Source organism: Mucilaginibacter sp. P4_D1 (assembly GCF_056401935.1).
Genome location: NZ_JBFUIJ010000016.1, coordinates 119,908 through 144,796, shown reverse-complemented (window position 1 = coordinate 144,796; position 24,889 = coordinate 119,908). Strand labels below are relative to the sequence as shown.

The 24,889-nt window shown below is 41.7% G+C and carries 18 protein-coding genes; 13 read left to right on the top strand and 5 right to left on the bottom strand.

Annotated features, from left to right (window positions below; translation table 11 throughout):
• Positions 1-480 precede the first annotated feature (480 nt).
• The 3 genes from AC1DV1_RS16090 (at position 481) to AC1DV1_RS16080 (ending at position 8,005) form a co-directional block, all read left to right on the top strand.
• Positions 481-4,029 carry a carboxypeptidase-like regulatory domain-containing protein gene (locus tag AC1DV1_RS16090; RefSeq protein ID WP_477360958.1) on the top strand — a complete coding sequence of 1,183 codons (3,549 nt, stop codon included), beginning with the start codon at positions 481-483 and terminating at the stop codon, positions 4,027-4,029.
• A 2-nt stretch (positions 4,030-4,031) separates the two neighbouring features.
• A complete protein-coding gene (locus AC1DV1_RS16085) occupies positions 4,032-6,524 on the top strand; it encodes a hypothetical protein (RefSeq protein WP_477360956.1) in 2,493 nt (830 codons plus the stop codon).
• A 305-nt stretch (positions 6,525-6,829) separates the two neighbouring features.
• Positions 6,830-8,005: a DUF5009 domain-containing protein gene (locus tag AC1DV1_RS16080; RefSeq protein WP_477360954.1), complete on the top strand. Its 1,176-nt coding sequence runs from the start codon at positions 6,830-6,832 to the stop codon at positions 8,003-8,005.
• Between the two features lie 129 nt (positions 8,006-8,134).
• Here the strand turns inward: AC1DV1_RS16080 and AC1DV1_RS16075 are convergent, their stop codons facing one another.
• From AC1DV1_RS16075 to AC1DV1_RS16055, 5 genes are read right to left on the bottom strand one after another with little or no spacing between them, the layout of a single operon-like run.
• Positions 8,135-8,893, bottom strand: a complete 759-nt coding sequence (locus AC1DV1_RS16075; protein WP_477360952.1) for a ThuA domain-containing protein — start codon at positions 8,891-8,893, stop codon at positions 8,135-8,137.
• A gap of 52 nt (positions 8,894-8,945) precedes the next feature.
• Positions 8,946-10,781, bottom strand: coding sequence for a glycoside hydrolase family 9 protein (locus AC1DV1_RS16070; protein WP_477360950.1), 1,836 nt, complete (start codon positions 10,779-10,781; stop codon positions 8,946-8,948).
• Between the two features lie 57 nt (positions 10,782-10,838).
• The gene (locus tag AC1DV1_RS16065; protein ID WP_477360949.1) at positions 10,839-11,777 is read right to left on the bottom strand and encodes an alpha/beta hydrolase; all 939 of its coding nucleotides are present in this window, start codon (positions 11,775-11,777) and stop codon (positions 10,839-10,841) included.
• Positions 11,778-11,779: 2 nt separating this feature from the next.
• Positions 11,780-12,307, bottom strand: a complete 528-nt coding sequence (locus AC1DV1_RS16060) for a hypothetical protein (RefSeq protein WP_477360947.1) — start codon at positions 12,305-12,307, stop codon at positions 11,780-11,782.
• Between the two features lie 51 nt (positions 12,308-12,358).
• Positions 12,359-14,497, bottom strand: coding sequence for a prolyl oligopeptidase family serine peptidase (locus AC1DV1_RS16055; protein WP_477360945.1), 2,139 nt, complete (start codon positions 14,495-14,497; stop codon positions 12,359-12,361).
• Positions 14,498-14,688: 191 nt separating this feature from the next.
• On the opposite strand from AC1DV1_RS16055, the gene AC1DV1_RS16050 reads away from it, so the two are divergent.
• The 10 genes from AC1DV1_RS16050 (at position 14,689) to AC1DV1_RS16005 (ending at position 24,836) form a co-directional block, all read left to right on the top strand.
• Positions 14,689-15,150, top strand: coding sequence for a nuclear transport factor 2 family protein (locus AC1DV1_RS16050; protein ID WP_477360943.1), 462 nt, complete (start codon positions 14,689-14,691; stop codon positions 15,148-15,150).
• A 356-nt stretch (positions 15,151-15,506) separates the two neighbouring features.
• Complete coding sequence (locus AC1DV1_RS16045) at positions 15,507-16,685, top strand: sensor histidine kinase (protein WP_477360941.1); 1,179 nt, start codon at positions 15,507-15,509, stop codon at positions 16,683-16,685.
• A gap of 144 nt (positions 16,686-16,829) precedes the next feature.
• Positions 16,830-17,525 (top strand): LytR/AlgR family response regulator transcription factor, encoded by a 696-nt coding sequence (locus AC1DV1_RS16040; protein WP_477360938.1) that lies wholly within the window; start codon positions 16,830-16,832, stop codon positions 17,523-17,525.
• Between the two features lie 111 nt (positions 17,526-17,636).
• Positions 17,637-18,014 carry a response regulator gene (locus AC1DV1_RS16035; RefSeq protein WP_147059908.1) on the top strand — a complete coding sequence of 126 codons (378 nt, stop codon included), beginning with the start codon at positions 17,637-17,639 and terminating at the stop codon, positions 18,012-18,014.
• Positions 18,015-18,239: 225 nt separating this feature from the next.
• A complete protein-coding gene (locus AC1DV1_RS16030) occupies positions 18,240-18,488 on the top strand; it encodes a PqqD family peptide modification chaperone (RefSeq protein ID WP_147059906.1) in 249 nt (82 codons plus the stop codon).
• Positions 18,488-19,540 carry an ATP-grasp domain-containing protein gene (locus AC1DV1_RS16025; protein WP_477360936.1) on the top strand — a complete coding sequence of 351 codons (1,053 nt, stop codon included), beginning with the start codon at positions 18,488-18,490 and terminating at the stop codon, positions 19,538-19,540. Before AC1DV1_RS16030 ends, AC1DV1_RS16025 begins: the two co-directional genes overlap by 1 nt.
• 10 nt (positions 19,541-19,550) lie before the next feature.
• Positions 19,551-20,906 carry a hypothetical protein gene (locus AC1DV1_RS16020; RefSeq protein WP_477360934.1) on the top strand — a complete coding sequence of 452 codons (1,356 nt, stop codon included), beginning with the start codon at positions 19,551-19,553 and terminating at the stop codon, positions 20,904-20,906.
• A complete protein-coding gene (locus tag AC1DV1_RS16015; RefSeq protein WP_477360932.1) occupies positions 20,903-23,062 on the top strand; it encodes an urea transporter in 2,160 nt (719 codons plus the stop codon). The genes AC1DV1_RS16020 and AC1DV1_RS16015 overlap by 4 nt, the downstream gene beginning before the upstream one ends.
• Positions 23,044-24,228 carry a tetratricopeptide repeat protein gene (locus AC1DV1_RS16010; RefSeq protein WP_477360930.1) on the top strand — a complete coding sequence of 395 codons (1,185 nt, stop codon included), beginning with the start codon at positions 23,044-23,046 and terminating at the stop codon, positions 24,226-24,228. Before AC1DV1_RS16015 ends, AC1DV1_RS16010 begins: the two co-directional genes overlap by 19 nt.
• Positions 24,216-24,836, top strand: a complete 621-nt coding sequence (locus AC1DV1_RS16005) for a tetratricopeptide repeat protein (protein WP_477360928.1) — start codon at positions 24,216-24,218, stop codon at positions 24,834-24,836. The genes AC1DV1_RS16010 and AC1DV1_RS16005 overlap by 13 nt, the downstream gene beginning before the upstream one ends.
• The last annotated feature ends 53 nt before the right edge of the window (positions 24,837-24,889 follow it).

The following is a 24,889-nucleotide window of genomic DNA, read 5'->3' as shown; positions in this document are numbered from 1 at the left end:
AATTAACTGGTTAATTTTTAACAAATTTTACATATATATCAAAAAAATATAATTTCAAATCAATAATTTTATGATATTTTATACGAAAACAAATTTTTAGTAGTAAAATAGTTGTTTTTTTTACTAATTAAATTTTAAATACAATTATTTACATTAAAAAATTACTCATTAATAATTCATAGTGTTATAAATACACTTAAAATCATATTACAACTTTAAATGCGAAGGCCGCTATTACTATGTTTTAGCCCCGGGAATTAATCGACAATATTTTCGTGCCCTGCTATTTTCCCGATCGGCACATGTAACGATATTGGCATATTTTAAAATGATTAATTTTCATAACTTTATCTCAATCCAGATAAACCTAATAGCGTAGGCTCTATAATAATGTCGGTACCAATAACTTGGCGGTAAATACTTCGGCTGGCTTATTTTGTTATCTATTATTATTAAGCTATGCTACCTAAATCAATCGCAATGAAAAAAAGCATTGTTCTTTTACTGATGGTATTACCCTTTACATGCCTGGCGCAGGTAAATATATCGGGCAAGGTTATTAACCAGGCCAACGGCGAACCCGTAGGTAGCGCCAGTATTTTTTTAAGCAATGCCACCATTGGTACAAAAACTTCAAACGACGGGAGTTTTACCTTAAATAAAGTTAAAACCGGCAAGTACAACCTTGTAGTTTCCATCATCGGTTTTGAAAGCTATCACCAGGTTGTTATAGTTAACAATATTGGGATCACACTGCCTGATATCCACATTATTCCTAAAACCATCAGCTTGATGGAGGTAAAAATAAAGCCGCAAAACAATGCCAACCGGCAGCGTAACATCCAGTTATTTATAAATGAGTTTATAGGCACATCTGCATTGGCCAGGGAGTGTAAACTCATTAATCCGGACATACTGGATGTTGATTTTGATGAAGCTACCAATACGTTAACTGCATCGTCTGTTGATTTCCTGGTTATTGAAAACCGAGGCCTGGGCTATCGCCTAAAATACTTGCTTGCAGATTTTTTTAACAACCGCAACTATTACGGCAGCCTTAAAACACACTTTGAGGGCTCTGTACTTTTCGAAAATTTGACAGGTACACCTGCAGAAGAAAAACGATGGAAGAAAAACAGGGAGCAGGTTTATGAAAACTCGCCGATGCATTTTTTACGTTCGGTTATAACCAACCAGGTTGAGGAGGAAGGCTTCAGGGTATTTCAATATGCTAATGAACCAAATCCGGAACGCCCTGGTGATGATTTGATAACGGCTAAAATCAATCAGTTTACAAAGCTGAGAGCAGCAGGTAACAAACGCTATACCGATTCGCTTTCCTACTGGGTTAAAAAATCAAAACTTGATAAAACCTATCTAAACCTCAGGAACTTTTTCCTTAATCAATCGGATATTTTAAAGCCAACTGATGTAACCAAAATGTACGCGCTTAACTGCGAAACGGATGGTTTACATGTAACCTACAATAAAGACCGTCGTTTTAGTAAAAGCGGAGCATTAAATCACCTGAACGAATTTTACAATACTGAAACCTCGTTGATTACTTTTAATACACCCTACGCATTGGTTGATAATAACGGTGGCCTGGTTGACCCAAACAGTTTATCATACAGCGGCGCATGGACCCATTACCGTGTTGCCGAGCTATTGCCTGTTGATTATGAGCCGCTACAACATGCACCAGCTGCACCAGCAGCTATATTAGCCGAAGAAGCTATGGCCAAATTAAAAAACTACGCCGAAATACATGTCAATGAAAAAGCATACCTGCATTTTGACAAGCCATATTATGCAACCGGCGACACCGTTTATTTTAAGGCTTACATAACCCAGGGCGACAATCATGAACCAACCAGGACAAGTGGCATATTACACGTCGACCTTATCAATACAGCCGATAAGATTGACCGATCAATCAAATTAAAAATTGCTGATGGCGTAGCCTGGGGCGATATCGTGCTGCCCGATTCATTACCAAAAGGAAACTACAGGATAAGAGCTTACACGAACTGGATGCGTAACGATGGTGACGACAATTATTTTGAACAGATGATACCAATTGGATCAACCAATGAAACCAAGGTATTTGAAAACAGTACTTCTAAAAAATTAAAGAACATTGGTACACAAGCCGATGTTCAGTTTTTTCCTGAAGGGGGCCGCTTAATTAACGGTGTAAAAAGTAAAATAGCCTTTAAGGCAATATTGCCGTCTGGATTGGGTGGGAATATTACCGGCGAGGTGCTCGATAATGACGATCAAAAGATTGCAGAGTTTTCATCGGTACATTTAGGGATGGGGTATTTTTACCTGACACCGCAACAAGGCAAAATTTACAAAGCAAAATTAACTCATGCCAACGGGGCAACAAGCACATTAAATTTGCCCGTTGCCGAAAACAAGGGCCTTGTATTATCAATAAACAATGATTCGATACCTAAAGCTACCGCCCGGATAGAAGCAAGCAAGGCTTATTTTGAGGAACACAAAAACCAGGATTACACGCTGCTTATTTGGTCGGGCGGGATAATTACTCCAATAGCCTGTAAATTAGATAAGGCTGTTATAGAAGTTGACATTTTGAAACGGAAACTATTCACCGGGATAGCTAAGGTTACCCTGTTTTCGCCGGCGAACGAACCTTTGGCCGAGCGGTTGATTTTTGTACAAAACTATAACCGGTTAAACTTAAATGTAAATACAGATAAACCAGACTATACTAAACGAGGGAAAGTAAACATCAGCCTAAACGTACAAAACAGGGCCGGCGATGCGGCTGAAGGACATTTTTCTGTTGCTGTGACCGATGCAGAAAAAGCAAGCATTGACGAAAATGATCAAAATTCGATATTCGCAAGCCTGTTATTAACCAGCGATCTTAAGGGATACGTAGAAAAGCCTAACTATTATTTTAACAACATTACAGCCGAAACCACGGCCAACCTTGACCTGGTAATGCTAACACACGGGTATCGCCGTTTTGAATGGAAACCGATATTGACAAATACCTATCCAGAAGTAGCTTATCAGCCCGAGACCGGGCTTAATATAAGCGGCGTAGCAAAAAGTATATGGGGAAACCCGGTAAACAAGGGGCTTGTATCGCTTTTACCACGCGGCGGCGGACAAATAATTAACCAGCTTACCGCAACTGATGGCAGTTTTAGCTTTAATAATTTAATGTTTAATGATAGTACACGTTTCATTTTACAGGCGGTAACTTCAAAAAACGGGACCAACACGGTACTTACCCTAAAAAAAGAACAGCCAGGGCCCATTGTAACAACAAATAACGCAGGCAACAAAAACGAAGTTGACTGGCTGATGACAGCTTATATTGATAATAGTAAAAAGCAACAGGAAAGTGCTTCGAAATTTAACAGCAAAAAAATTATCAACCTTAAAGAAGTAAAAATTAAAACTATAAAAAGATCTGATAATTATCGCTCATCGGCTTTAGGAGGGCCAGGCAGCGCAGATATCGTAGTACGTCGCGAAGAATTGGAACGATCAAACCTGGATATCAGGAATGTGATATTACAAAAATTTCATGGACACACAGCAGGGTACGTACTTGTTGACGGCGCACCGGGAATGGACCCAACTGACCTGAACATACGCGACATTGAAACCATGGAGTTATTTTACGGCCCTTCGGCTGCTATTTATGGAATACAAGGTGCCCGTGGTGTTTTAGTAATAACAACCCGGCAAGGTAGGGGATTGCAGGCTAAAGACATTCCATCAAAAGGGATTCTCCCCATAACTGTTGCTGGTTTTTACAAAGCACGCGAGTTTTATAGCCCGAAATATGATGGCCCTGCAACTAATCAACCCGATTTACGCAGTACCATTTATTGGAACCCCGAGGTAATTACCGGCAAAGACGGTAAAACAAATTTTAGCTTTTTTAACGCCGACGGAACCGGAAAATACCGTGTAATTATTGAAGGTATTGATAACGACGGCAATATAGGCAGGCAGGTGTATACGTATGTAGTAAATTAAAAATGAGCAAAAGACTTGTTTTACTATACCTTTTGTTTTCGTCCCTTTACAGTTTAGGGCAAAGCAGTGCTGCGTTGGACAAAATGGGACAAGTTGATAATGCCTTCCAAAAAAATCCGACAGCCATTATTTCGGCAGATTCTATCCTGCAGAAAATGGCATTATATAAAAACGTTCATCCATCGGGCATCCTCTACGTACATTTTGATAAAACCGTTTATACCAACAATGAGGATATTTGGTTTACAGTCTACTTGTTAAACTGTCCGTCTCCGGAAAAGCACACCACACTTTCTGTCGCGTTGATTAACGATGTTGACCGTAAAATAGCGATGGAAGAGCTATTTTTGATAAACGATGGCTTGTCGTTCGGGCACCTTACTCTACCCGATACCATTGCCCCAGGCAATTACCATTTATTGGTGTACAGCAATGTATTAGATAAAGCCGGGAAACCCGCTGATGTTTTTAGCCAGCCGCTTACAGTAAAAACAACCCGTTCATCGGGCTTTAGTGCATCTGTAAAGCTGGTAGATACCATTAGGGATAGCCATGGCAACTTAACAGCTATTGTAAGGGTGGATAGCAAAAACATCAATATCAAACCATCGGCAGATATTGAATATTCATTTGGTAAAAAAACAAACAAAGCGAAAACTAATCCTTTTGGCGAATATGCCATTAACATCCCTGCGGAGGCTGGTAATTTATTAAGAATCACTGTGAGGAAGGGTACCGATCTCCAGTTTTTAAACTTACACCTGCCGGTTTTTAGGGGATTGCCCCGCATTCGCTTTTTTCCCGAAGGTGGTAATATGATAGCGAATATTGATAATATTATTGGTTGGGAGGCCCGCTCATCAACCGGTGAATATTTAAAAATGACCGGGGTGCTATATCAAAACAACCGCGCCATTGATACTATTGAAACTAATTATTACGGCATAGGTAAGTTTAAGCTTTCACCCCAAAAAAACAGCAGTTACTCATTTAAGATAGTAAAGTCGGGCAGTTTTGCCGGCATTAAAGATACCGTTTATAATTTACCGCAGACCCTGCCGGCCGGCCCGGTCATGCACGTTGTTAACGTTTTGGCCGGGGATACATTAACCTTACAGCTAAAAAGTACCAACAAGCAAAAAGTAAGCCTGGTGCTGCACAATTTCAAAAACATTATTGCTTACAAGGAACTGAAAACAGAACCGGTAGGTTACCAGGTAAAATTTGTGCTTACCGAAGCGCCGAAAGGCCTGGCTACAATAACACTTTTAGACAGCATTGGCCGCCCACTGGCCGAAAGGCTTTTTTTTGCCCATTACCGGCAACAAGAAAGCATCAGCCTGCAAACTGACAAAAGCGAATATAGCACGCGTGAAAAGGTTAACCTTAAACTTCATTTAAACAGCCTGGAAGGAGGCGGTATGGTATCTATCGCCTGTGTACAGGAAAACAGGGTTGAAAACGATAAACAAACGGATATAACAACCTATACTTACCTTAAACACGATCTCCAGGAACTTCCTGCCGATCCACTTGGCAAAAATTACGATAATCCAGAGTACATTAAGGATATCCTGTTGGTAAAAGGCTGGCGCAGGTACACCTGGGCGGATATGGTCAATACTGCTGCCAGGGATACAATCAATGGTTACCCGTCGGCTACCTTTAGTGGTGTAATAACCAAAACAGAAAAACCGCTTAAAAAGTCGACGACGCTAACTTTAATTGGCGGCAGCAATATTAGATCTATCAACACGGGCGGTACCGGAACTTTTGAGATACCGGAAAATAATTTATTAACGGAACCCGGTAAAAAAGTAACGCTGATGGTGGCAGATAAATACCCCGAGCTATTTGAAATTGCCTATACGAATCCATATAAAAAACGCAATCAAAACCTTGCAGACAACATTTCAATTGACCAAGCGAAACTGGCCCGGGAAACAAACACCAATTCGCAAACTATACCCGGTTTTGAAAAAGCCATAGCCTTAAGGGAAGTGGTGATTAAAGACAAAACGACTGACAATATTTATGGCATTAAATGGCATGCCGATGAAGGTACCTGTGATGATTATGTATGCCTTTATAATTTTTTAAATTGTTCGGCACATAAAAAAGGCTATACCGGAACCACAATTCCGATAGTTGGCACAACATATTCATCTGAACGGTATGGAAACATTGTTTACAAAGGGTGTATCCTATCAAAAAAGGCTGCCGAACCTAAATACAAAATTTCTATTGCCGGGATAAACCTGCCAAAAGAATTTTACCCTATTGATTCAACCATGGTAACCGCTCCGGAGCCGCAATACGTATCTACCATTTATTGGAATTATGGTGTAAAGTTAAAACCTAACGAAGATGTAAACCTCTCCTTTTACACCGGCGATATCACTGGTAGGTTTCGCATTATTGTACAAGGAGCAGGCGAAAATGATGTATTTACCAACCAACTCAACTTTACCGTAAAAAAGAAAGTTGATCCATAAAAAGGTTAAAGTTTACTTTGGTTTGGGCACCCTACCTATAAACCGCTGGCCCTTTCCATCAGTTGTTTGACTATCAATCCTACCAACATAAGTTTGTCCGCAATTAATTATACATGTGCACCCGTTAGTGTGTGCATCATAAACCTTATGTTATGATATAACATTTAACCAAAACCATAAAATAGACAGGCGTAAAATCCAAAATCAAAAGTTTTACAAAAATTTTAAAAAGAACTAAAATGTTTTTAATATTTTATGATAATTCCATGAAAACAAGTATTTTAATGGCCGGTAATTAAATCACAATGAACCAGCTCTCTAAACGCCTTTTATCTATTGATGTCCTCCGCGCCGTCACTATGTTACTGATGATATTTGTTAATGACGCCAGCGGCGTAAAGCACATTCCCGAGTGGATAGACCATGCCGATGGTAAGGCCGATGCGATGGGTTTTGCCGATACCATATTCCCGGCGTTTTTGTTCATTGTCGGGCTTTCACTTCCCTTCGCCATTAAAAACAGGATGAATAAGGGCGATTCTTTTTCATCAATATTAACCTATATACTTACCCGTAGCGCCGCATTAATTATTATGGGCTTTTTCCATGTAAACCTGGAAAATTATGCGCTAACGGCGGGCATCATACCGCAGGCGTTATGGGCTATATTAATAACCATCGGTTTCTTCCTCATTTGGCTGGATTATCCTGAAACTATGGCCAAAGCAAAGCGGTACACCCTTATAGGCGCCGGTATTTTATTACTCATTGTAATGGCTATTATTTATAAAGGAGACGAAGACGGTGTTATTCAGGGCATGCGCCCTTATTGGTGGGGTATTTTAGGCATTATAGGCTGGGCTTACCTGGTATCGGCGTTGGTATATCTTTTAGCCAAAGGAAAAATGAATATCATGATAATTGTACTGCTGTGTTTTGTAGCTATAAATATTGCCAGGCATGCCGGTGTTTTCAAATTTAAAATTCCGGTGCTGGGCGATGCGTCGGCAGTATACCTGGTAATGGGTGGTGTTATAATCTCCGAGATTTATGCGCTGCTTGTATCAAAAAATAAAACACAATTGTTGTGGGTAATATTGGGGGCAACAGGACTGCTATTAATTGTATTAGGTTTATTAATCCGCCCGTACGCCGATGGAATTTCAAAAATACGCTCTACCCCCGCCTGGATCTTTATCTGTAGTGGCATAACCCTATTGTTTTTCGAGCTGATGGTTTTCCTGGTAGATGTTAAGGGTAAAAAGAATTGGTTTAAGCTGATATGGCCCGCCGGCACCAGTACACTTACCTGTTACCTGATGCCCTATTTCCAGGTTTATATTTTGAAACTTTTTCACCTAAAGTATCCCGATGTTTTTAATAATGGAGCCATCGGGCTTGCGCGTTCCATGGCAACCGCTTTTATACTGATTGCCCTGGTTGGTTTAATGGAAAAGAAACGTATCCGCCTGAAAATTTGAAGTCCTGAGCCAGAAGTTCTAAGTCCCAAGTCGGAAGTCTTGAATTGAAAGTGACAATTTTAAAATTCGCCTTGTACTTAAGACTATTGACTTCAGACTCAGGACTTCAGACTCAGGACTTAAGACTTACTACTTAACACCCGCAGCCCACATCATAGCATTTGTAACCAACTTTACCCAGGCCGGGTTATCCAGCAGGTTTGGTGAGTGACCCATAAAAATATAAATGTTCCGGGCCTTAACGTGCTCATTAGTCCACACCACGGGGTGATCGCCCATTTTTACATCACCTTGTGGATCGTAGGTCGATTCATCAACACTTGCCAGTACGTGTACATTGGGCCGGGGGCTTTTATCATAGGTATACCACTCCTCCTGTTCAATCCGGAAGGATGCCGGTAGGCCCTTCATTACGGGGTGCTGCCTATCCTCTACATTCACAGTGCCTTTGGTAAATGTTCCTATATAATTTTTCCAACTAATGCCACCCATAAAATCCGAAAACCATTGCCATTCATGAAATCCGTCAAACTCGCCAAGCAAGGTGGCATGGTGAAATCCAACCCATCCTCCCCTGCCTTCGGCAATATATTTTTGAAAAGCGGATACGGCCTTATCGGGCCAACCGTAGGGTACATAATCCAATTGCAAAAACAATTGGTAATGGCTTAATAGTTCATCGTCAATTTTATCTGGCTTTTGGATATAATCGAYAGTAAACCCCTTTTCGGCAGCCAATTTATTCAACCACACAATTGCCCGGGTTGAAAAGGCGATGTGATGCCCACCATTTTCATATAAGGCCAGCACCTTAAAATGCTTGGGCTGGGCTTTTAAACTAACCGAGGCAAAAACAATGAGTGTAATTAGGGATAGCATTTTTTTCATGGATATTATTATCATTAGTAGCCAAACCCGAAGGCTATATTTTGTTGATTTATTACTCGTGCAAGGCAACCGCAAGCAAGTACCACGCAGTGTGCGGCAGCCACTGCTCGGCCCAGCGCCAGTCGTAATCCTTATGAATCTGGGCGTATGACAGGTTAAAGTCGATATCATTTTCATCATACAGGCCCGATGTTATGCCATTTACAATGCCACCCGGAGCATTTGTATACTCAAACGTACCAAAAAAACCATATGCGGGGTTATTGTGACCTGTACCCWGCAGCATGCTGGCATCAAACGGGTTAAGGCCTAATACCCAGTTCAATTGATCAACAGCAAAAGTTTCCAATTGATCATGAAATGGCTTATCATCGATAAACAAACCGGCGGCAAGCCTCGCAGCCGTCGCCATTGATGATAAACGGGCATTCTCACCCTGCCACCACGGCGATGCATCGCTGCCTTGCGGGAAGAAGAACGATGTGCGCCTGTTGCCCAACGTATCCTGTACCAGCTGGCGACTGTAGCCAAAAGGATTATTCACTTCATGTGTCACCTTAAACTCAAACTCAAACGAACTTTTGATTACTTTTTTTATGGATGCCTGCATCATAGCATCGGCATAAGGATAATAATAAACCAGGCTGGTTACGGGCAAGCCTGCATCTGATGGGTGGAAGAACGGCCTGTCGGTACTATCGGCACGCCAGTAGTTTTTATATTCCTTCCAGGTGGATAAACGACCTAACAGGTTAGTGGCGCGTTTAGCAGCAGCAAGCAAATATTCCGGCTGTTTAGTGGCTTTATACAGCTCGGTGGCTGCACTTAAAGCACAGTAATCATCGAGGATATTTTCCTTCCCATCAAAAGTCATGAGCTTATTGTTGGCCTCCAGGAATTTAAAAGCATTTTCGGCCGCCTGCAAATATTGAGCATTGGTAAAATCGCCGCTCGCTTTTGAGGCAGATGCCATAGCCAGTGCTGCAATAGCAAAGCCCCCGCCCGACCGGTAACTGGCCTGGTAGCGGTGCCAATCGTTATTTTGGGCATCGTTTTTTAACGTTTGATCTTTTGTTTGTTTGATACGGTAAGATGCATCTTCGGCCCGGATCACCCTATCCTTTGCCAACTTACCGGGGCCAGGAGCGGATACCGACCGGTAAAAGGAGCCATTTTTAGCCTGCATACGTACCAGGTAATCGGCACCATACACTGCCTCGTCCAAAACCCGGCGGTTGATCTGCCTGAAATCAGTTACCTTTTTTTCATTGAGCAATTCATTTGTTTTAAACAGGCTATAAACCACTAAGGAAATCTGCTGCGGATTAAAATACAATGAAAATGACAGGTGCGATAAGTGTTTTCCATAATCGCCGGTAGCATCATACCAGCCACCGTGGGCGTCAACAGTATCGGTAGTTTTGCCGGCCAACAGCAGGTTATGGTCAGCCTTATCAATTTCGCCCGCGCTACGCTGGCCTTTAAAGTAATAAACCACATCGCTCAGGGTAGCCTGCTCTAACACATTTTTACCAATTTTGAAAGGATATGAAATGATTTTTTTGCCAGGCAAATCAACCTGTATCCTGTAATTGCCAGCGGTGTTAAAACTGCTAAAATCAATCGTATAAAACTCCCGGCCTTTCCAGCCTTTCACCTGGCCGTTATATACTGGCCTGCCGGCAAAAACGGTGTTATCAGCCTCATCAAGCAACTCAAATGAACTGACAGCGTATTTTTTATCCGCAACTATAATAGCCTTTTTTGCCTGTGTATCCTCGTAGCCCACCTGGTTGGTAACTACTTTTATGTTTTGAGCAAGAGCCATGACGGGAAGGGCAATCGCGATAACTAACGCGAGTAACGGCTGTATTTTTTTATTGATCATAACGTAGGAAGTTATGCCGAATATAAGAATTACACAGTTTATTTCATTGTAATAACTTTAATGGGTAATGGTATTGGCAATATCAGCAAAAGCGTCTGTTTGGTTTTTCACATCCTGTGCCGTTGGGGTATCCTTGCGTGCGTCAAGGCGTGTAAAAACATGCAGGTTTGAATGTACCAACTGGGCGTCAGTATTGGCGCCCGTGCTGGTTTTTGTCCCTTTGTATATCAACACGGCGCTTACCGGGTCGGACGTATCATCTTTATCTGCTTTAAATACTTTTAGAGTGCAACCAGCGGGCAGTGTAATGCCATCCTGTAGTTGCTTACGTACGGTATTTATAACATCATTCAGCTGATCCAACGTTTCGTGGGGCCGGTAGTGGAAATAATACATAGCCTCGCCCGAGGTATTGTCAACAGTAGTATACCCGATAACGGGGCCCAGCACAGCCACAAGCGAAAGCGTTTTATTGGATGGGATTATAATCGGATCGACGAGGAAAATATGTTTAGGTTTTACATGATTGTTAAAATAGCCTTCGGCGATCAGCTCCAATATCAGGGTGCTCCCCGTTGATGAACCTGCTAAACTGATGTTGGTGTATCCCTCCTGCTCCAGTTTACTGTACTCATTCACGATGGGTTGCCTCCAGGTTTTCCAGGTTGAGGATTTAAAATTATCATAGTCAACACCATGTCCGCCTAACAGTACCTGCGAGATAGAAAAGTCGGTACGGTTACCCGCCCAGGCGCGAAACTCGTCCCACTCAAAGGTAGTAGCACCGTAACCATGCACCGCAATGATGACTGGTTTAGTCGCGTCGGCCGGTGTGGGCGTTGGCTTTGCTACCGAAACCAGGTATTTTTCGGGGTGACTTAACGATGGATCTGGAAATTTGCCGCCGTCCAGCATGGTATCATCAATTTTGGGATTTTTGCCACAAGCCGAAAGTAATAGCCCTGCAGTTAAAATGGTAATTATAACTTTTTTCATGGCTACAGTTTTGCAATATTATAAGTGACACTCAATTGGTAAAAAAACGGGTACAAAGTTCCCGCGCCCGATGTTCCGCTACCTGTTATGGAATTGTAACCAAATGACAGGTTTAATTTTGCCGGAAATTTAAAAGCGTAGGATAAGCCTGCATCGCCGGATACGATGGCCGATGTATGGGGTAAACTATCAAATATTGGCGAACCATAGTCGGCAGTAAAATAACCCAGGTTCGCCCGTAAAAAGGGTTGAAGCGAATGTGCGGGCCTGAATTTATAAGTGCCGGATACAAACACGTTATCTTGATTAATAGCATTTGTTCCCCACGCGGTACCCAGCCTGCTGGTAACATAGGCTGCCCCAAGCACCCAACGGCGGGTGAGGTTATACTGGCCGGTTATTCCGTTTTCGTAATAAAGGCCAACACTTTTTTGAAAGCGCATCCCTACATCAAAAGTGTGTACCTGGGCTGCCACCGGTTTGCAAAATGCAATAATCAGCAGGAGTAAAACAACATATGTGTTTTTCATGAATCATATATAAGCCGGGCTTTGATTTACCGGTGAGGTTTAATTGATATGTTATTGTACCGGCTTAAAATCCGGGTGCCCGGCCTGCCATAAAGCAAAGGCGTACTGTGTGGCAAAGTTACGGTAAGCAATTTCTTTGTTCTCCGTAAAGTGCCCGTTGTTGTAATTTACCGACATCAATACCGGTTTGCCCGATGATGTGGCATTTTGCAAAGCCGCCGCAAACTTTCCCGGCTGCCAGACAATAACACGTGGGTCATTCATCCCTCCTACACAAATTACGGCGGGATAAGCTGTACCGTCTTTAACATGCTGCAAAGCATCCATCTGGTATAAGGCCCGCGATTCAACCGAATCCTTTACGGTACCAAACTCTTTGGTGTTATTCAGGCCATTTGGCGAATTTTCCATCCGCAGGGCGTTACTACAACTTACATTACTAATGGCTGCAGCATACAGGTCAGGGCGTTCGGTAATGGCGCGGCCTATTAAAATACCACCCGCGCTGGTTCCTTCGCCTATCAGGTGCTTAGCGCTTGTATAATGGTTATCTACCAGGAATTGGCCCGATGCGTTAAAATCCTGCCAGGTGTTAGGTTTGGTTTTCTTGAAGCCGGCCTTGTACCATAACTGCCCTTTTTCGCCCCCACCGCGCACGTGGGTTTCGGCAACTATCACCCCTTTGTTCATCAACGCCAGTTCATAAATACTAAAATACGGGGTAGATGAAACGCCATAGGCGCCATACCCTGTCATATAGCAAATTGCGTTACCATCCAGTTTTACATTTTTGTTGTACATAATGGTAAGCGGTACCATAGTTCCGTCCAAACCTTTAATTTCCTTTTCTTCTACTATGATATCGTTTACGCCAGGATATTTCAGTTTAGGTGCCCATGGGGCCAGTTTTTGTTTCCCGGTAAGCGGATTATAATTGTAAATGGTAAACGGCTGCTTCCATGAAGTTAGGCCCAACAACACATCATTGCTGGTCACTTCCAGGGGATTTACAAAAGCCTGCCCGGTAAACGGTAATGTAATTTGGGCAGAGTTCCGTTTTGCGAAATTGTATTGGTAGGCTGTTGAATTAATACCATCGTTAGTGGTAAAATACATATAGTCCTTACTCCTGCTTATATTATCTATAGTAGCCGCAAGTTCGGGAATTATAGTTTCGGCATCGGCAACATCCAGGTTATTGATATTGGTTTTGGTGATTTTAAATTTTGTGGCTCCCTCATAAGTAAGCATGTATATATCGGCACCGTTGAAAAAATAATCGGTTACATGATCCTCTGTTTTAAACAACCTTCGCCAACTGATAACTGGTTTCAATAATTCGGTTGCCGGTGCATAAAAGGAGTTTAAATCCTGGTTAACTCCATCCAGCGAAGCTACGATGTAATTATGGCCGGCTGTGTAGGTTATTCGGCAAATATCTTCCGTTTTAATGGACAGGTTAGGATATTTTATCCGACTAAAAATCAGTTTATCTGCTGATGCTTTTGTGCCAACCACGTGGTACATAACGCGGGTATCGGTCATTGAACTTTCCGCGGTATTGTCGCCGTTATTTTGCAATGTGTAAATAAAGCCCTTACCATCCGGCGACCATCCGCTTACTCCAAACCACGATGGGTAGATAGTTTCAGGATACAGCGTTTTAGTATCTACATTCATCACATGGATGGTTGATGTTTCTGATCCGCTTACAGATACCCCAAAAGCTATTTTTTTACCGTCATCGCTCGGCAAAAAATAGTTGATAGAATATTGTTTCCCTTTTACCGGCTTGGGGTCGTACAATAAAATTTCCGTTCCCGTTTCGCCAGGGCGGTAATACAATTTGCCAACATTTTGCCCGGTTATGGTCTTTTTGTAAAAATAACGACCACCCTTTTTCTTCAAGCCACTTATTTTAAACGGCTCCAACGAGTCATAATACTTCAGCGTTTTTACCAAACTGTCCCGGCCGGGAATTTTATCTATGATGCTGTTGGTGTAGTCGGCTTGCGCCTTAAACCAACTTTGAACGGTAGTATCTTTGGTATCTTCAAGCCAGCGGTAATTGTCGGTAACCTGCATGCCAAAATAGGTATCAATTACCGGCTTTTTTGGTGTTGCCGGTGCCTGTGCATACAGGTGAGCTGCAATATGCACAGCAATAATGAAGGGCATTATTTTTTTCATTAAGATAAGATTTCCAGCAATTTATGTAATAATTTTTGATAGAGATTAAATTCCGATCAAAAAGCGTAAAAACACCTAAGGCAAAGGCGTTTAAGTACTCAAATTGTTATTTAGTTCATCAAACAAACACCGTTGTTTTTGGCTGGCAGAAGTTTGAAAAATCAATACCTTTAACCATCAATTATAAAATCATGAAAAAATCAGGCTTATTCCTCGTATTCACACTTTTAGTGGCTTTTCATTCGTTTGGGCAAGACCAAAAGACTATGTTATACAGCAAAGACCCCCAACTTGCCAAAAACAAAAAACTGGTTTATGATTTTTGGCGCGAGGTGCTTGAAGGCGGCCATCTTAACCTCGCCGCAAAATACCTGCTGCCAACCTACATTCAGCATAACCCCAATGTACCTACCGGGCGGCAAGGGTTTATTAATTTCTTTTCCAAATTTGCCAAACCTTTAACTATCCAGGCCACTGTAAAAGCTCCGCTGATTTCGATAGTTGCCGAAGGCAACCTGGTAGTGCTTAGTTTTAAAGATGAACACCCAGATCCGAAAGCAAAAGGCAAAAAATATACCACCACCTGGTTTGATATGCTGCGTATAGAAAACGGCAAAATAGCCGAGCATTGGGATTGCGCGCTTAAAGAGTAATACATTTCTTTACCGGCTTCTCTCCCGCTTGTATTTATATAGGCTTTGTCTATTTCGTCAGCTCCTTTTTAACCATTCATCTATACAAAACCACGGTTCACCGATAAACGGTTGCCCCTTGCCCAGTCATTTATCACCTTTGAGCCAGTAACCGGGATATCGGGACATTTCCCGGCTACTGTGTTCTGTTTTTTTTCATAAGGTTGCAAGCGCCCCGTGGTTAATTCCGGGGCGCTTATTTAAACCCCGCAGAACTACCCAAATGAAAAACAAATGATCAACTGAGTTTAACTATTTTAACATGATCAATAATTGGCATTGCAACGGCTGCTATATTTAATAAATTTTTTAACCAGATGATCGTTTCTAAAAAAGCCACTAATATATTCATTCATGCAGCCGGCTGGCTGATATTCTTTGGCTTTCCGTTGTTATTCATGAACCGTACGCAGCAAAGCAGCAGCAGCACCTACAACGTTATTTTATCGCCCTATTACTGGCTGTTTTGTCTTACCTATATTTTCATGTTTTACTTTAATGCCTGGTACCTGGTACCAAGGTTTGTATTCCATAAAAAATATGTCGTTTACGGGCTTATCGTATTACTACTATCGGGCTGCGTATACTTTTTGCAGCCGTTTGATAACCTGCTTTTACATAATTTACTCAAAGAGAAACAAAGCACCACGGCCCCTATAGGTCCGCAATTGATGCCCGGGGCCGATAGCGGTAACGCCGACCCAAAAAATCTTCCTTTTGGGCCGCTGCCTCATGAGGATTTAAGGATGCAGGACCCCAGCCTGAAAAAACCGTCCAACCAAATCATTTTTATTCATCAATCGGGTAATATTGATATGGTAGGCTTGTTCATTTTCATTATAGTAATAGGTTTGGGCATAGCTATGAGTACGGTGCAAAAGTGGCAGCTTACCGAGCAAATGGTGATCAGGGCGGAAGCAGAGAAAACCCATGCCGAGCTATCCTTCCTCAAGGCACAAATCAATCCCCATTTTTTGTTCAATACGCTGAATAATATCTATGCTTTATCGGTAACGGATAGTGAACATACTTCAGAAAGCATCATGAAATTATCCAATATTATGCGTTACGTAACAGATGAAGTGACAGAGGATTTTGTGTTGCTGCAAAGCGAAATAGATTGCATCAACGATTATATTGATTTGCAAAAGCTGCGCTTAGGAAAAAAAACCAAGTTGGATTTTAACTTTTACGGCGATATGGCACAAAAGAAAGTGCCCCCGTTGGTACTGATGACCTTTATTGAAAACGTGTTTAAGTACGGCGTAAGTAAGCACGAACCTTCGGTAATCAGCATAAATTTGAAAGTAACCGACGACAAAATATTATTCACCTGCGAGAATACCATATTTGATAACCGCCCTGCAAGCAGCCGCAAAGGCATCGGTATTACAAATACAAGGCAACGGTTACAGCATATTTACCCGGGCAGGCACAGGCTAAATATTAGCCAGGAAGCAGCAATGTTTAGGGTTGAGCTGGAAATCGACGCTTAAGTCATAAGTACATAGTCGGAAGCCATAAGTCGAAATCTGTCTTTTCAGGACTTAGAGCTTAAGACTAACACTCATTTTACATTGACAAGACACTTAAAGCTTTCTGCTTTACGCATTCAGCTTTTAGCTTAAACAAATATCATTATGCAGTTAAAATGTGTAGCCATTGATGATGAGCCGTTGGCGCTGGAGATCATCAAAAAATATGTATCAGATTATCCATCGCTGAAGATGGTAAATACTTTTGAAGACGCCATTTCGGGTGCCGAGTACCTAAAAAGAAACCCGGTAGATGTGCTGTTTGTAGACATCAATATGCCCGACATAACCGGGGTTGACCTGGTGCGCTCATTGGACGAAAAGCCGATGATTATATTTACCACGGCTTATAAAAAATTCGCGTTTGAAGGTTTTGAACTGGAGGCGTTGGATTACCTGCTGAAACCCATCAACAGCAACCGCTTTGGCGCAGCCGTGCATAAAGCCATTGATTATTATCAATTTAAGCATACCGACCACACCGCCGAGGATGAACACATTTATGTGCATTCGGAATACCGGGTGATAAAAATCGGAGTCAGGGATATCGAATACATTGAGAGTATGCAGGATTATATTAAAATCCACCTGCTCAGTGCCGAAAAGCCTATTCTCACGTTGATGTCGCTAAAAAGCATGATCGAAAAAATACCGGCCACCCAGTTCATCCGCATCCACCGAAGTTTTGTGGTGGCAAAGGCTCAAATCAGGTCGATATACAACCGCAAGGTAAAATTGCGCAATATCGAACTTCCGATAGGCACCAATTACGCCGATTTCATCAAAGACTGGTCTAAATAATTGTCTTTTAACCCGTTCATCGGCACATTGGGGGTATTAACCGACACATTGTTTTTAAACAGCGGCATTAAGGCGATTTTTATACTATAAACTTATTTAATCCCCTAAAAGATGAAAACTACAGGCAGCAAAAAGAAGATCCTGATTTTAGATAAAAACAGCAGAATGTTATCTGTAATTGATGATATTATGTATTATGGCAATTTTGATGTACACCTTACTTATGATCCTAATGCCATTTATGATAAAGCAAAAGTGATACATCCAGATCTGATCATTTTAGATTATTTACTGTTAGATATGGATTGCGCGTTAGTTTGTCAGGATTTTAAGGACGATGAGCAATTGAGGCAGGTACCCATAATTGTGGTTACAGCTTTCAAAAGCAAAAAAGCCGAGCTGGAATCATACAAATGCGATGCTTTATTTGTAAAACCATTGGATATGGAATTGCTGGCATCACGGATGGAATATTTGATGGCATCGTAATTGGGTTGGATTGAGTTAGAGTAAGTTGATTAAGTTGGATTGAGTTGATTAAGTTGGAGCAAGTTAATCGAGTTGGAGTAAGATGATGGACTTGGATCAACTGAATTTAACCTAATCAACTTAATCCAACCTAATCAACCCAATCAACCGAAAACATCAATTTTGTAAAACCCGCGTAAACCTGTTAAGTTTAGCCTTTATTATTTACCGTACCTGCAATTATAAATGAAAATTAAAAGTAACATAGCTACCAGCGAAAACGGGTTTATTTTTAACCCGGCAACCGGCGATTCTTTTTCGGGAAATGCCATTGCTGCACTGCTGTTATTGGCTATGAAAAGTGGCAAAACAGAAAGTGAGATAAAGCAAGATATACTGAACAGGTATAACGTAAGTGAGCGCCAACTGGATCTTGACTGGGAAGATTGGATGGTACAGCTAAAGGAAGCAAATCTGCTTGAAACTGAAGGATAATGCCAAACAAGTACAGTAACTTATGTATTGCAGTTACCGGCCTTAACGCCAAYGACAACCCAGGGCCGGGTATGGCGGTTATCCGCTCATTAAGGGAGGCTTTTGGGGCAGGATTAAGAGTTATCGGCTTATCCTATGAATCATTGGAGCCTGGGATTTATTTGCGGGAACATGTAAACAAAACCTATCAAATACCTTACCCAACAGAAGGTACCAGTGCCTTATTGGAAAGATTGGCCTATATCCATCAGCAGGAAAACCTGGATGTGGTTATTCCGAATTTTGATTCGGAGCTGTTTAATTTTATCAAGATAGCACCGCAGTTACAGCAAATGGGTATAGCTACTTTGCTGCCTTCGCAACAACAGTTGGCACTGCGTGATAAAGTAAATTTGAAGGATTTTGGAACAAAAAATGGATTTTATGTCCCTGCCGATCATAAAATATACCATGCAGATGAACTGAAAAAAGCAGCTGATGAGTTTAACTTCCCGATGGTAATAAAAGGGAAATTTTATGATGCCTATGTGGTATATACCATGGACCAGGCCCTTAAAGCGTTTCATCAGCTTAATGCCACATGGGGAGTACCGGTAATAGCACAGCAATACATAACCGGTACCGAAATAAATATAGCTGCGCTGGGCGATGGTAAAGGCAACAATACCAGCGTAGTGGCCATGCGGAAACTATATATTACCGATAAAGGCAAAGCTTGGGCCGGAGTTACCATCAAGGAAGATAAGCTTATTGAACTGGCCGGCAATTTTGCTAAAGCAACCAATTGGAAAGGTAGTTACGAAATGGAGATCATGAGCAATGCCGAGGGGCATTTATATATATTAGAGATTAACCCACGGTTTCCGGCATGGATTTATTTAACAGCCGCTGCCGGCCAAAACCAGCCCGAAGCTATGGTAAAAATGGCTTTGGGCGATGATGTTTTACCATACACCGATTACCAGGCAGGTAAACTGTTTGTGCGGTATTCATGGGACCACATTGCCGATATCAGCGATTTTCAGCACATATCGGTATTTGGCGAATTATAATTTGATTACAATGGAAAAGCTGAAATACGAAAAGCCATATATTAAAAAACTGCACGCCGGCGTGATGAACAAGTTTGGCACACGCACCGGCATACAGCCTGTTAAAAGCATCGAGGGTGTTTCTGTTAAAAGCTTGGTCGACCAATACGGCTCGCCGGTTTTTGTATTATCAGAAAAACAGATCCGTAAAAACTACCGTTCGGCGTACCGGGCTTTCAGTACCCGTTACCCAAAGGTGCAATTTGCATGGAGTTATAAAACCAATTACCTGAATGCTGTTTGCCAGGTATTTCACCAGGAAGGTAGCTGGGCCGAAGTTGTATCCGGTTTTGAATATCAAAAAGCATTGGGCAACGGCGTGCCGGGCAGCAAAATTATTTTTAACGGGCCAGGCAAATCAAATGACGAATTAAAGCTGGCCATTGAAAACGACTCGCTTATCCATATAGATCATTTTGAAGAGCTTAACCAGCTGCTTGCATTAAGCAACAACCTGGCCAACAAACCACGAGTTGCCATTCGCGTAAATATGGATACCGGCGTATACCCGCTTTGGGACCGTTTTGGTTTTAATTATGAAAACGGCGAAGCATGGACAGCATTATCAAAGGTAATTTATTCGGGCAAGCTACAGCTGGCCGGGTTACATTGCCATATCGGCACATATATGCTTACAACAGCAGCCTACGGTATTGCGGCAACTAAACTATGTGATTTGGCTATGCGCTGCCAAACGCAATTGAGTCATAAAATAGAATATATTGATATGGGCGGTGGTTTTCCATCAACCAATACTTTAAAAGGCGCCTATTTGCCCGGGAATGACACGGTGCCTTCTGTTGATGATTTTGCCGAGGCTATTACATCGGTAATGCTCAATTTGGGCTTTGCAAATGACGATTTACCTTTACTTATCCTGGAAAGCGGCAGGTTATTAATAGATGACGCCGGTTACCTGCTGGGTACGGTAATAGCCAATAAACGCTTAAGTAATGGTAAAAGGGCTGCCATTATGAATTTTGGTGTTAATATTTTATTCACCTCATTTTGGTATGAACACCAGATAAGCCCGGCCCAGGACTTTGCGCCGCATACAGAAAATATGGTGGTTTACGGACCGCTATGCATGAATATTGACGTAATAAGGGAAAGCATTAACCTGCCCCTGCTTAACCCGGGCGATAACGTGGTAGTACACAAAGTTGGCGCTTACAACATGACGCAGTGGATGCAGTTTATAACACTTAGACCGGCTGTGGTTTTAATAGATAAACAGCAGCGCACTCACCTTATCCGCAGCAACGAAACACTTGAATACACAGAAGGGCCCGAGCTTATGGCCCAACATTTAAAAGCCAGCAAGTGAAGCAAATCACAGCATTTATAAAATCGGTAGTTAGTTCCTATTCGGTACTGTTTTTTTCACAGAACCGAATATTGGGGACCATCTTGCTGTTGGTTTCTTTTTTTAATCCTGTATCTGGCTTTGCCGGGTTAGGTTGTGTTGTTTTTTCGTTAATAGTATGCCGGTTGTTAAAGTTTAATGGCGACAACCTGCAACTGGGTATTTACAGTTTTAATTGCCTGTTGTTGGGCATTGCCTTCGGCGCGTTTTATAGCGTAACCCCTGTGTTTCTGCTGTGGCTTTTTGTTGCCTGCTGTGCTGTAATTGTGGCCACCATCATTATCTCCACACGGTTAGGTACGCTGGGGTTGCCCATGCTATCATTGCCTTTTGTACTTATATTTTGGCTGGTGCTGCTGGCATCTAATAGTATTTTCGCTATGGGCCTGCAACAAAAAGACAGCTACCTGTTAGAAGAGATTTATGCCGGCCCGGGCAACCATATGGCAGGCATTGAGGGTTACCTTGCTACGGAACTGCCGCAATTTGTGAGTCTTTTCTTCCGCTCATTAAGTGCGGTGTTATTTCAGCATAATATCATCGCAGGGATGCTTATCAGTTTAGGGATGCTTATTCATTCGCGCATTGCTTTTAGTTTGCTTATCGTCAGCTTTGTAAGCGCAATTGGCATTAACGGGCTTACGCATACTTACCCAGAGGGAATTAGCTATTATCATTTAGGAGCCAATTTCATGATGGCTGCAGTAGCCATCGGAAGTTTTTTTACAATCCCATCCCTCCGCTCCTATTTGCTGGCAATTTTGAGCATCCCAATGGGCTTTCTTATTATTAACGGCTTAACAGGTTTTATGTCGGTACATGCATTGCCGGTATTTTCGCTTCCATTTTGTATCGTCAATATCAGCCTGTTGTATTTTTTAAAACTGCGGCATACCAGTGAAAAATTACAATTGGTTGTGTTCCAGCACTATTCGCCGGAACGAAACCTTTACCAGTTTTTAAACCAGGAGGAACGGCTGAACGATCTTAAATATTACAAACTTAACCTGCCGTTTATGGGGTATTGGACGGTGTCGCAGGGATACAATGGTAACATAACACACAAAGGAGACTGGGGCCAGGCACTGGATTTTGTGATCAGCGATGATGAACATAACACATTTCAGTATCCGGGTACCTTGCCCGAACATTTTTATTGCTTTAACAAACCTGTTTTGGCTTGCGGCCCCGGCGTTGTTGAACAGGTTGTAAACAATATAGAAGATAACGCCATCGGCAAAGAAAACCTTAAAGAAAACTGGGGAAACACCGTGGTGATCCGTCACGCAGCAGACTTTTATTCCAAAGTATCGCACCTCAAAAAAAATTCGGTAAAAGTTAAGCCCGGTGATGTTGTAAAAACCGGCGATTTGCTTGGTTTGTGCGGCAATTCGGGGCGGTCCCCCGAACCACATCTGCACTTTCAAGTGCAGGCTACGCCCTACATCGGGTCCAGAACGTTGAGTTATCCCATATCCCACTATATTAGCCGGGCTAAACACAAGAACAGCTTTATAAGCCATACGATACCTACAGAAGGCGAGCTTGTTGGCAATCCTGAAACTGACACCCAAATTAAAAAGGCATTTGATTTTCAACCAGGATATATTGCAAGCCTGGTATCCGAAAATGGAACAACCGAAGATTGGGAGGTTTTTAAAGATGGATTAGGCCAATCTTACATCTATAGCAAAACAACAGGGGCAGTTGCCTATTTTATCAACAACGGCGTTATGTTTTATTTTACCAGTTTTTACGGTAGTAAGAAATCGCTGCTTTATAACTTTTACCTGGCGGCATACAAAGTTGTTTTTAGCAATAACGAAGGGATGCCAATAACCGACAAATTACCGCTTAACGAAACAGCCAATAAACTTTTACTTTGGATACAAGACGTTATTGCACCATTTTACGGGTTTATTAATATTAATTACCATAACTACAATCTGGTTAATAAAAATGGAGTAAGCATCACGTCTAAAATTCATACTGAAATAGCAGGTAAAAAAAACGAGGATGCTGAAGTAAGCGTTTATGTAGATCATGGCAACCTGGTTTCTTTCAGCATCAATTCAAATGGCAAAAACATTACAGCAAAATGGGGTACAAAAAACTGATACTGCTTTTTACTTTATTTGCTGCGCTGGCCGCTAAAGCGCAGGATAACAAATTTGCCGTGGCCGATAGCACTGCCGAACAACTGTACAATGCCGGCGATTGGAAACAAATGATCGTATTCGGCAACAAAGCCATTGCGGATAGCGTTGATTTTCCGGGCCTGCGTTTTAAGCTTGGCTATGCTTACATGATAACCGGAAACTACAAAGCGGCTATCGAACAGTTTGACCTGGTATTAAGTAATAATTCGGCCAATTTTACGGCACGCCTGTACGATTATTACTGCAATACCTATTTAAATAACGACCTTGGAGCATCATATAACGCCGGAAAACTGGATACGGCAACCAGGCGTTCTCTGAAACTTTCTCCATTTGGGGTGATAGATGCAGAACTGGAAAGCGGCCTAAAACTGCCCAACAATAGCCAGCGCGATAATGGTTTTTTTGAACGTGTTGGATTAAGTAACCGCCTATCATGGCGTTTGCAGTTAGATCAGTCGTTCATGTTTTTCAGTCAAAACATATTCCGATCGTTATTTTACGACAAGGACGCAGACAAATATCTATCGGGTAAAACAGACAGGCAAACAGAATATTTTGTTAGGGCAAAATTTGGTATTAGCCCGCACGTAAACATCATTGGATCGTATCACTACATTTACACTACTTACCGGGGTAGCGTCAACAATAGTAATTTAGGTTTATTAGGAATAAAATACACTGGCCGTTTTGTTGACTTGCAGGCAGATGTTAATTTTGGCCAATTAATAAACAACACTTTAAAACAATATAATACCAGGCTAAATTTTTACCCATTGGGCAATCTTAATTTATACACAACAAGCAGGGCATCGGTATTAAACTTAAGCGGAACCAACAGTTTTGTATACAACCAGGCATTGGGCTTTAAAGCATTTAATAAAACATGGCTTGAAACATCGGTAACTTTTGGCAATCAAGACGATTATTTGGATGCTGATGGTCTTTATGTATATAATTCTATCGACCCAACAAAATTTAAATACGGGGAAACCGTTTTTTACCAGTTAAACGCCCACGCCCTGTTGAATTTAAACTATATTTATGAAAAGAAGGCGGATATTTACCGTTCTGTAAACTATAATCAAAATTCTGTTACGTTAGGTATGATATGGAAATTTTAAAAAAAACGTTTATAGCAGTATTTTTAATTTTATTTGCGTTACAGCTACAGGCCCAAACCAATGCTGTGCTGCAAAAAGCATTTCGTAATAGCTATGTAAATGAGCAGAATAAGAATTATACGGCAGCTATCAACGATATTTATCCTTATCTGACTGATAACAGCTATGAGATAAATATCCGCTTAGGCTGGCTGCACTACCTCAACAAAAACTATACAGCTTCGCAAGCCTATTATCAAAAAGCCATTAGCATAAAACCTGGTGCTATTGAACCTAAGTTTGGCTATGTAAAACCCCTTTCGTTTTTACAAAGCTGGGATAAAGTGCTTGAACAATACCTTGCTATTTTAAAAATAGACCCGCAAAACACACAAGCCAATTACTGGGCCGGTGTAATTTATTATAACCGTAAACAATATGATGCCGCTGTAAGGTGTTTCCGGGTAGTTGTAACCCTTTATCCTTTTGATTATGATGGTAACCACATGCTGGGCTGGAGTACGCTGATGGCCGGCAAAAAAACAGATGCCAAACCCTTTTTTGAACGTGCGTTGGTTATTAAGCCTGCCGATGCTTCCAGCAGCGATGGATTAAACCGTTGTAATTGATTGATCGGTATAATATGACCGTTTATCGATTCACTAATTTTTTTGCGCAGCCT

Bases quoted from the DNA above. Each gene is read 5' to 3' on its own strand.
- AC1DV1_RS16045 (WP_477360941.1), top strand. From the start codon at position 15,507: ATGATCGTTTCTAAAAAAGCCACTAATATATTCATTCATGCAGCCGGC.
- AC1DV1_RS16080 (WP_477360954.1), top strand. From the start codon at position 6,830: ATGAACCAGCTCTCTAAACGCCTTTTATCTATTGATGTCCTCCGCGCC.
- AC1DV1_RS16085 (WP_477360956.1), top strand. From the start codon at position 4,032: ATGAGCAAAAGACTTGTTTTACTATACCTTTTGTTTTCGTCCCTTTAC.
- AC1DV1_RS16040 (WP_477360938.1), top strand. From the start codon at position 16,830: ATGCAGTTAAAATGTGTAGCCATTGATGATGAGCCGTTGGCGCTGGAG.
- AC1DV1_RS16090 (WP_477360958.1), top strand. From the start codon at position 481: ATGAAAAAAAGCATTGTTCTTTTACTGATGGTATTACCCTTTACATGC.
- AC1DV1_RS16005 (WP_477360928.1), top strand. From the start codon at position 24,216: ATGGAAATTTTAAAAAAAACGTTTATAGCAGTATTTTTAATTTTATTT.
- AC1DV1_RS16020 (WP_477360934.1), top strand. From the start codon at position 19,551: ATGGAAAAGCTGAAATACGAAAAGCCATATATTAAAAAACTGCACGCC.
- AC1DV1_RS16055 (WP_477360945.1), bottom strand. From the start codon at position 14,497: ATGAAAAAAATAATGCCCTTCATTATTGCTGTGCATATTGCAGCTCAC.
- AC1DV1_RS16010 (WP_477360930.1), top strand. From the start codon at position 23,044: ATGGGGTACAAAAAACTGATACTGCTTTTTACTTTATTTGCTGCGCTG.
- AC1DV1_RS16035 (WP_147059908.1), top strand. From the start codon at position 17,637: ATGAAAACTACAGGCAGCAAAAAGAAGATCCTGATTTTAGATAAAAAC.
- AC1DV1_RS16065 (WP_477360949.1), bottom strand. From the start codon at position 11,777: ATGAAAAAAGTTATAATTACCATTTTAACTGCAGGGCTATTACTTTCG.
- AC1DV1_RS16030 (WP_147059906.1), top strand. From the start codon at position 18,240: ATGAAAATTAAAAGTAACATAGCTACCAGCGAAAACGGGTTTATTTTT.
- AC1DV1_RS16050 (WP_477360943.1), top strand. From the start codon at position 14,689: ATGAAAAAATCAGGCTTATTCCTCGTATTCACACTTTTAGTGGCTTTT.
- AC1DV1_RS16060 (WP_477360947.1), bottom strand. From the start codon at position 12,307: ATGAAAAACACATATGTTGTTTTACTCCTGCTGATTATTGCATTTTGC.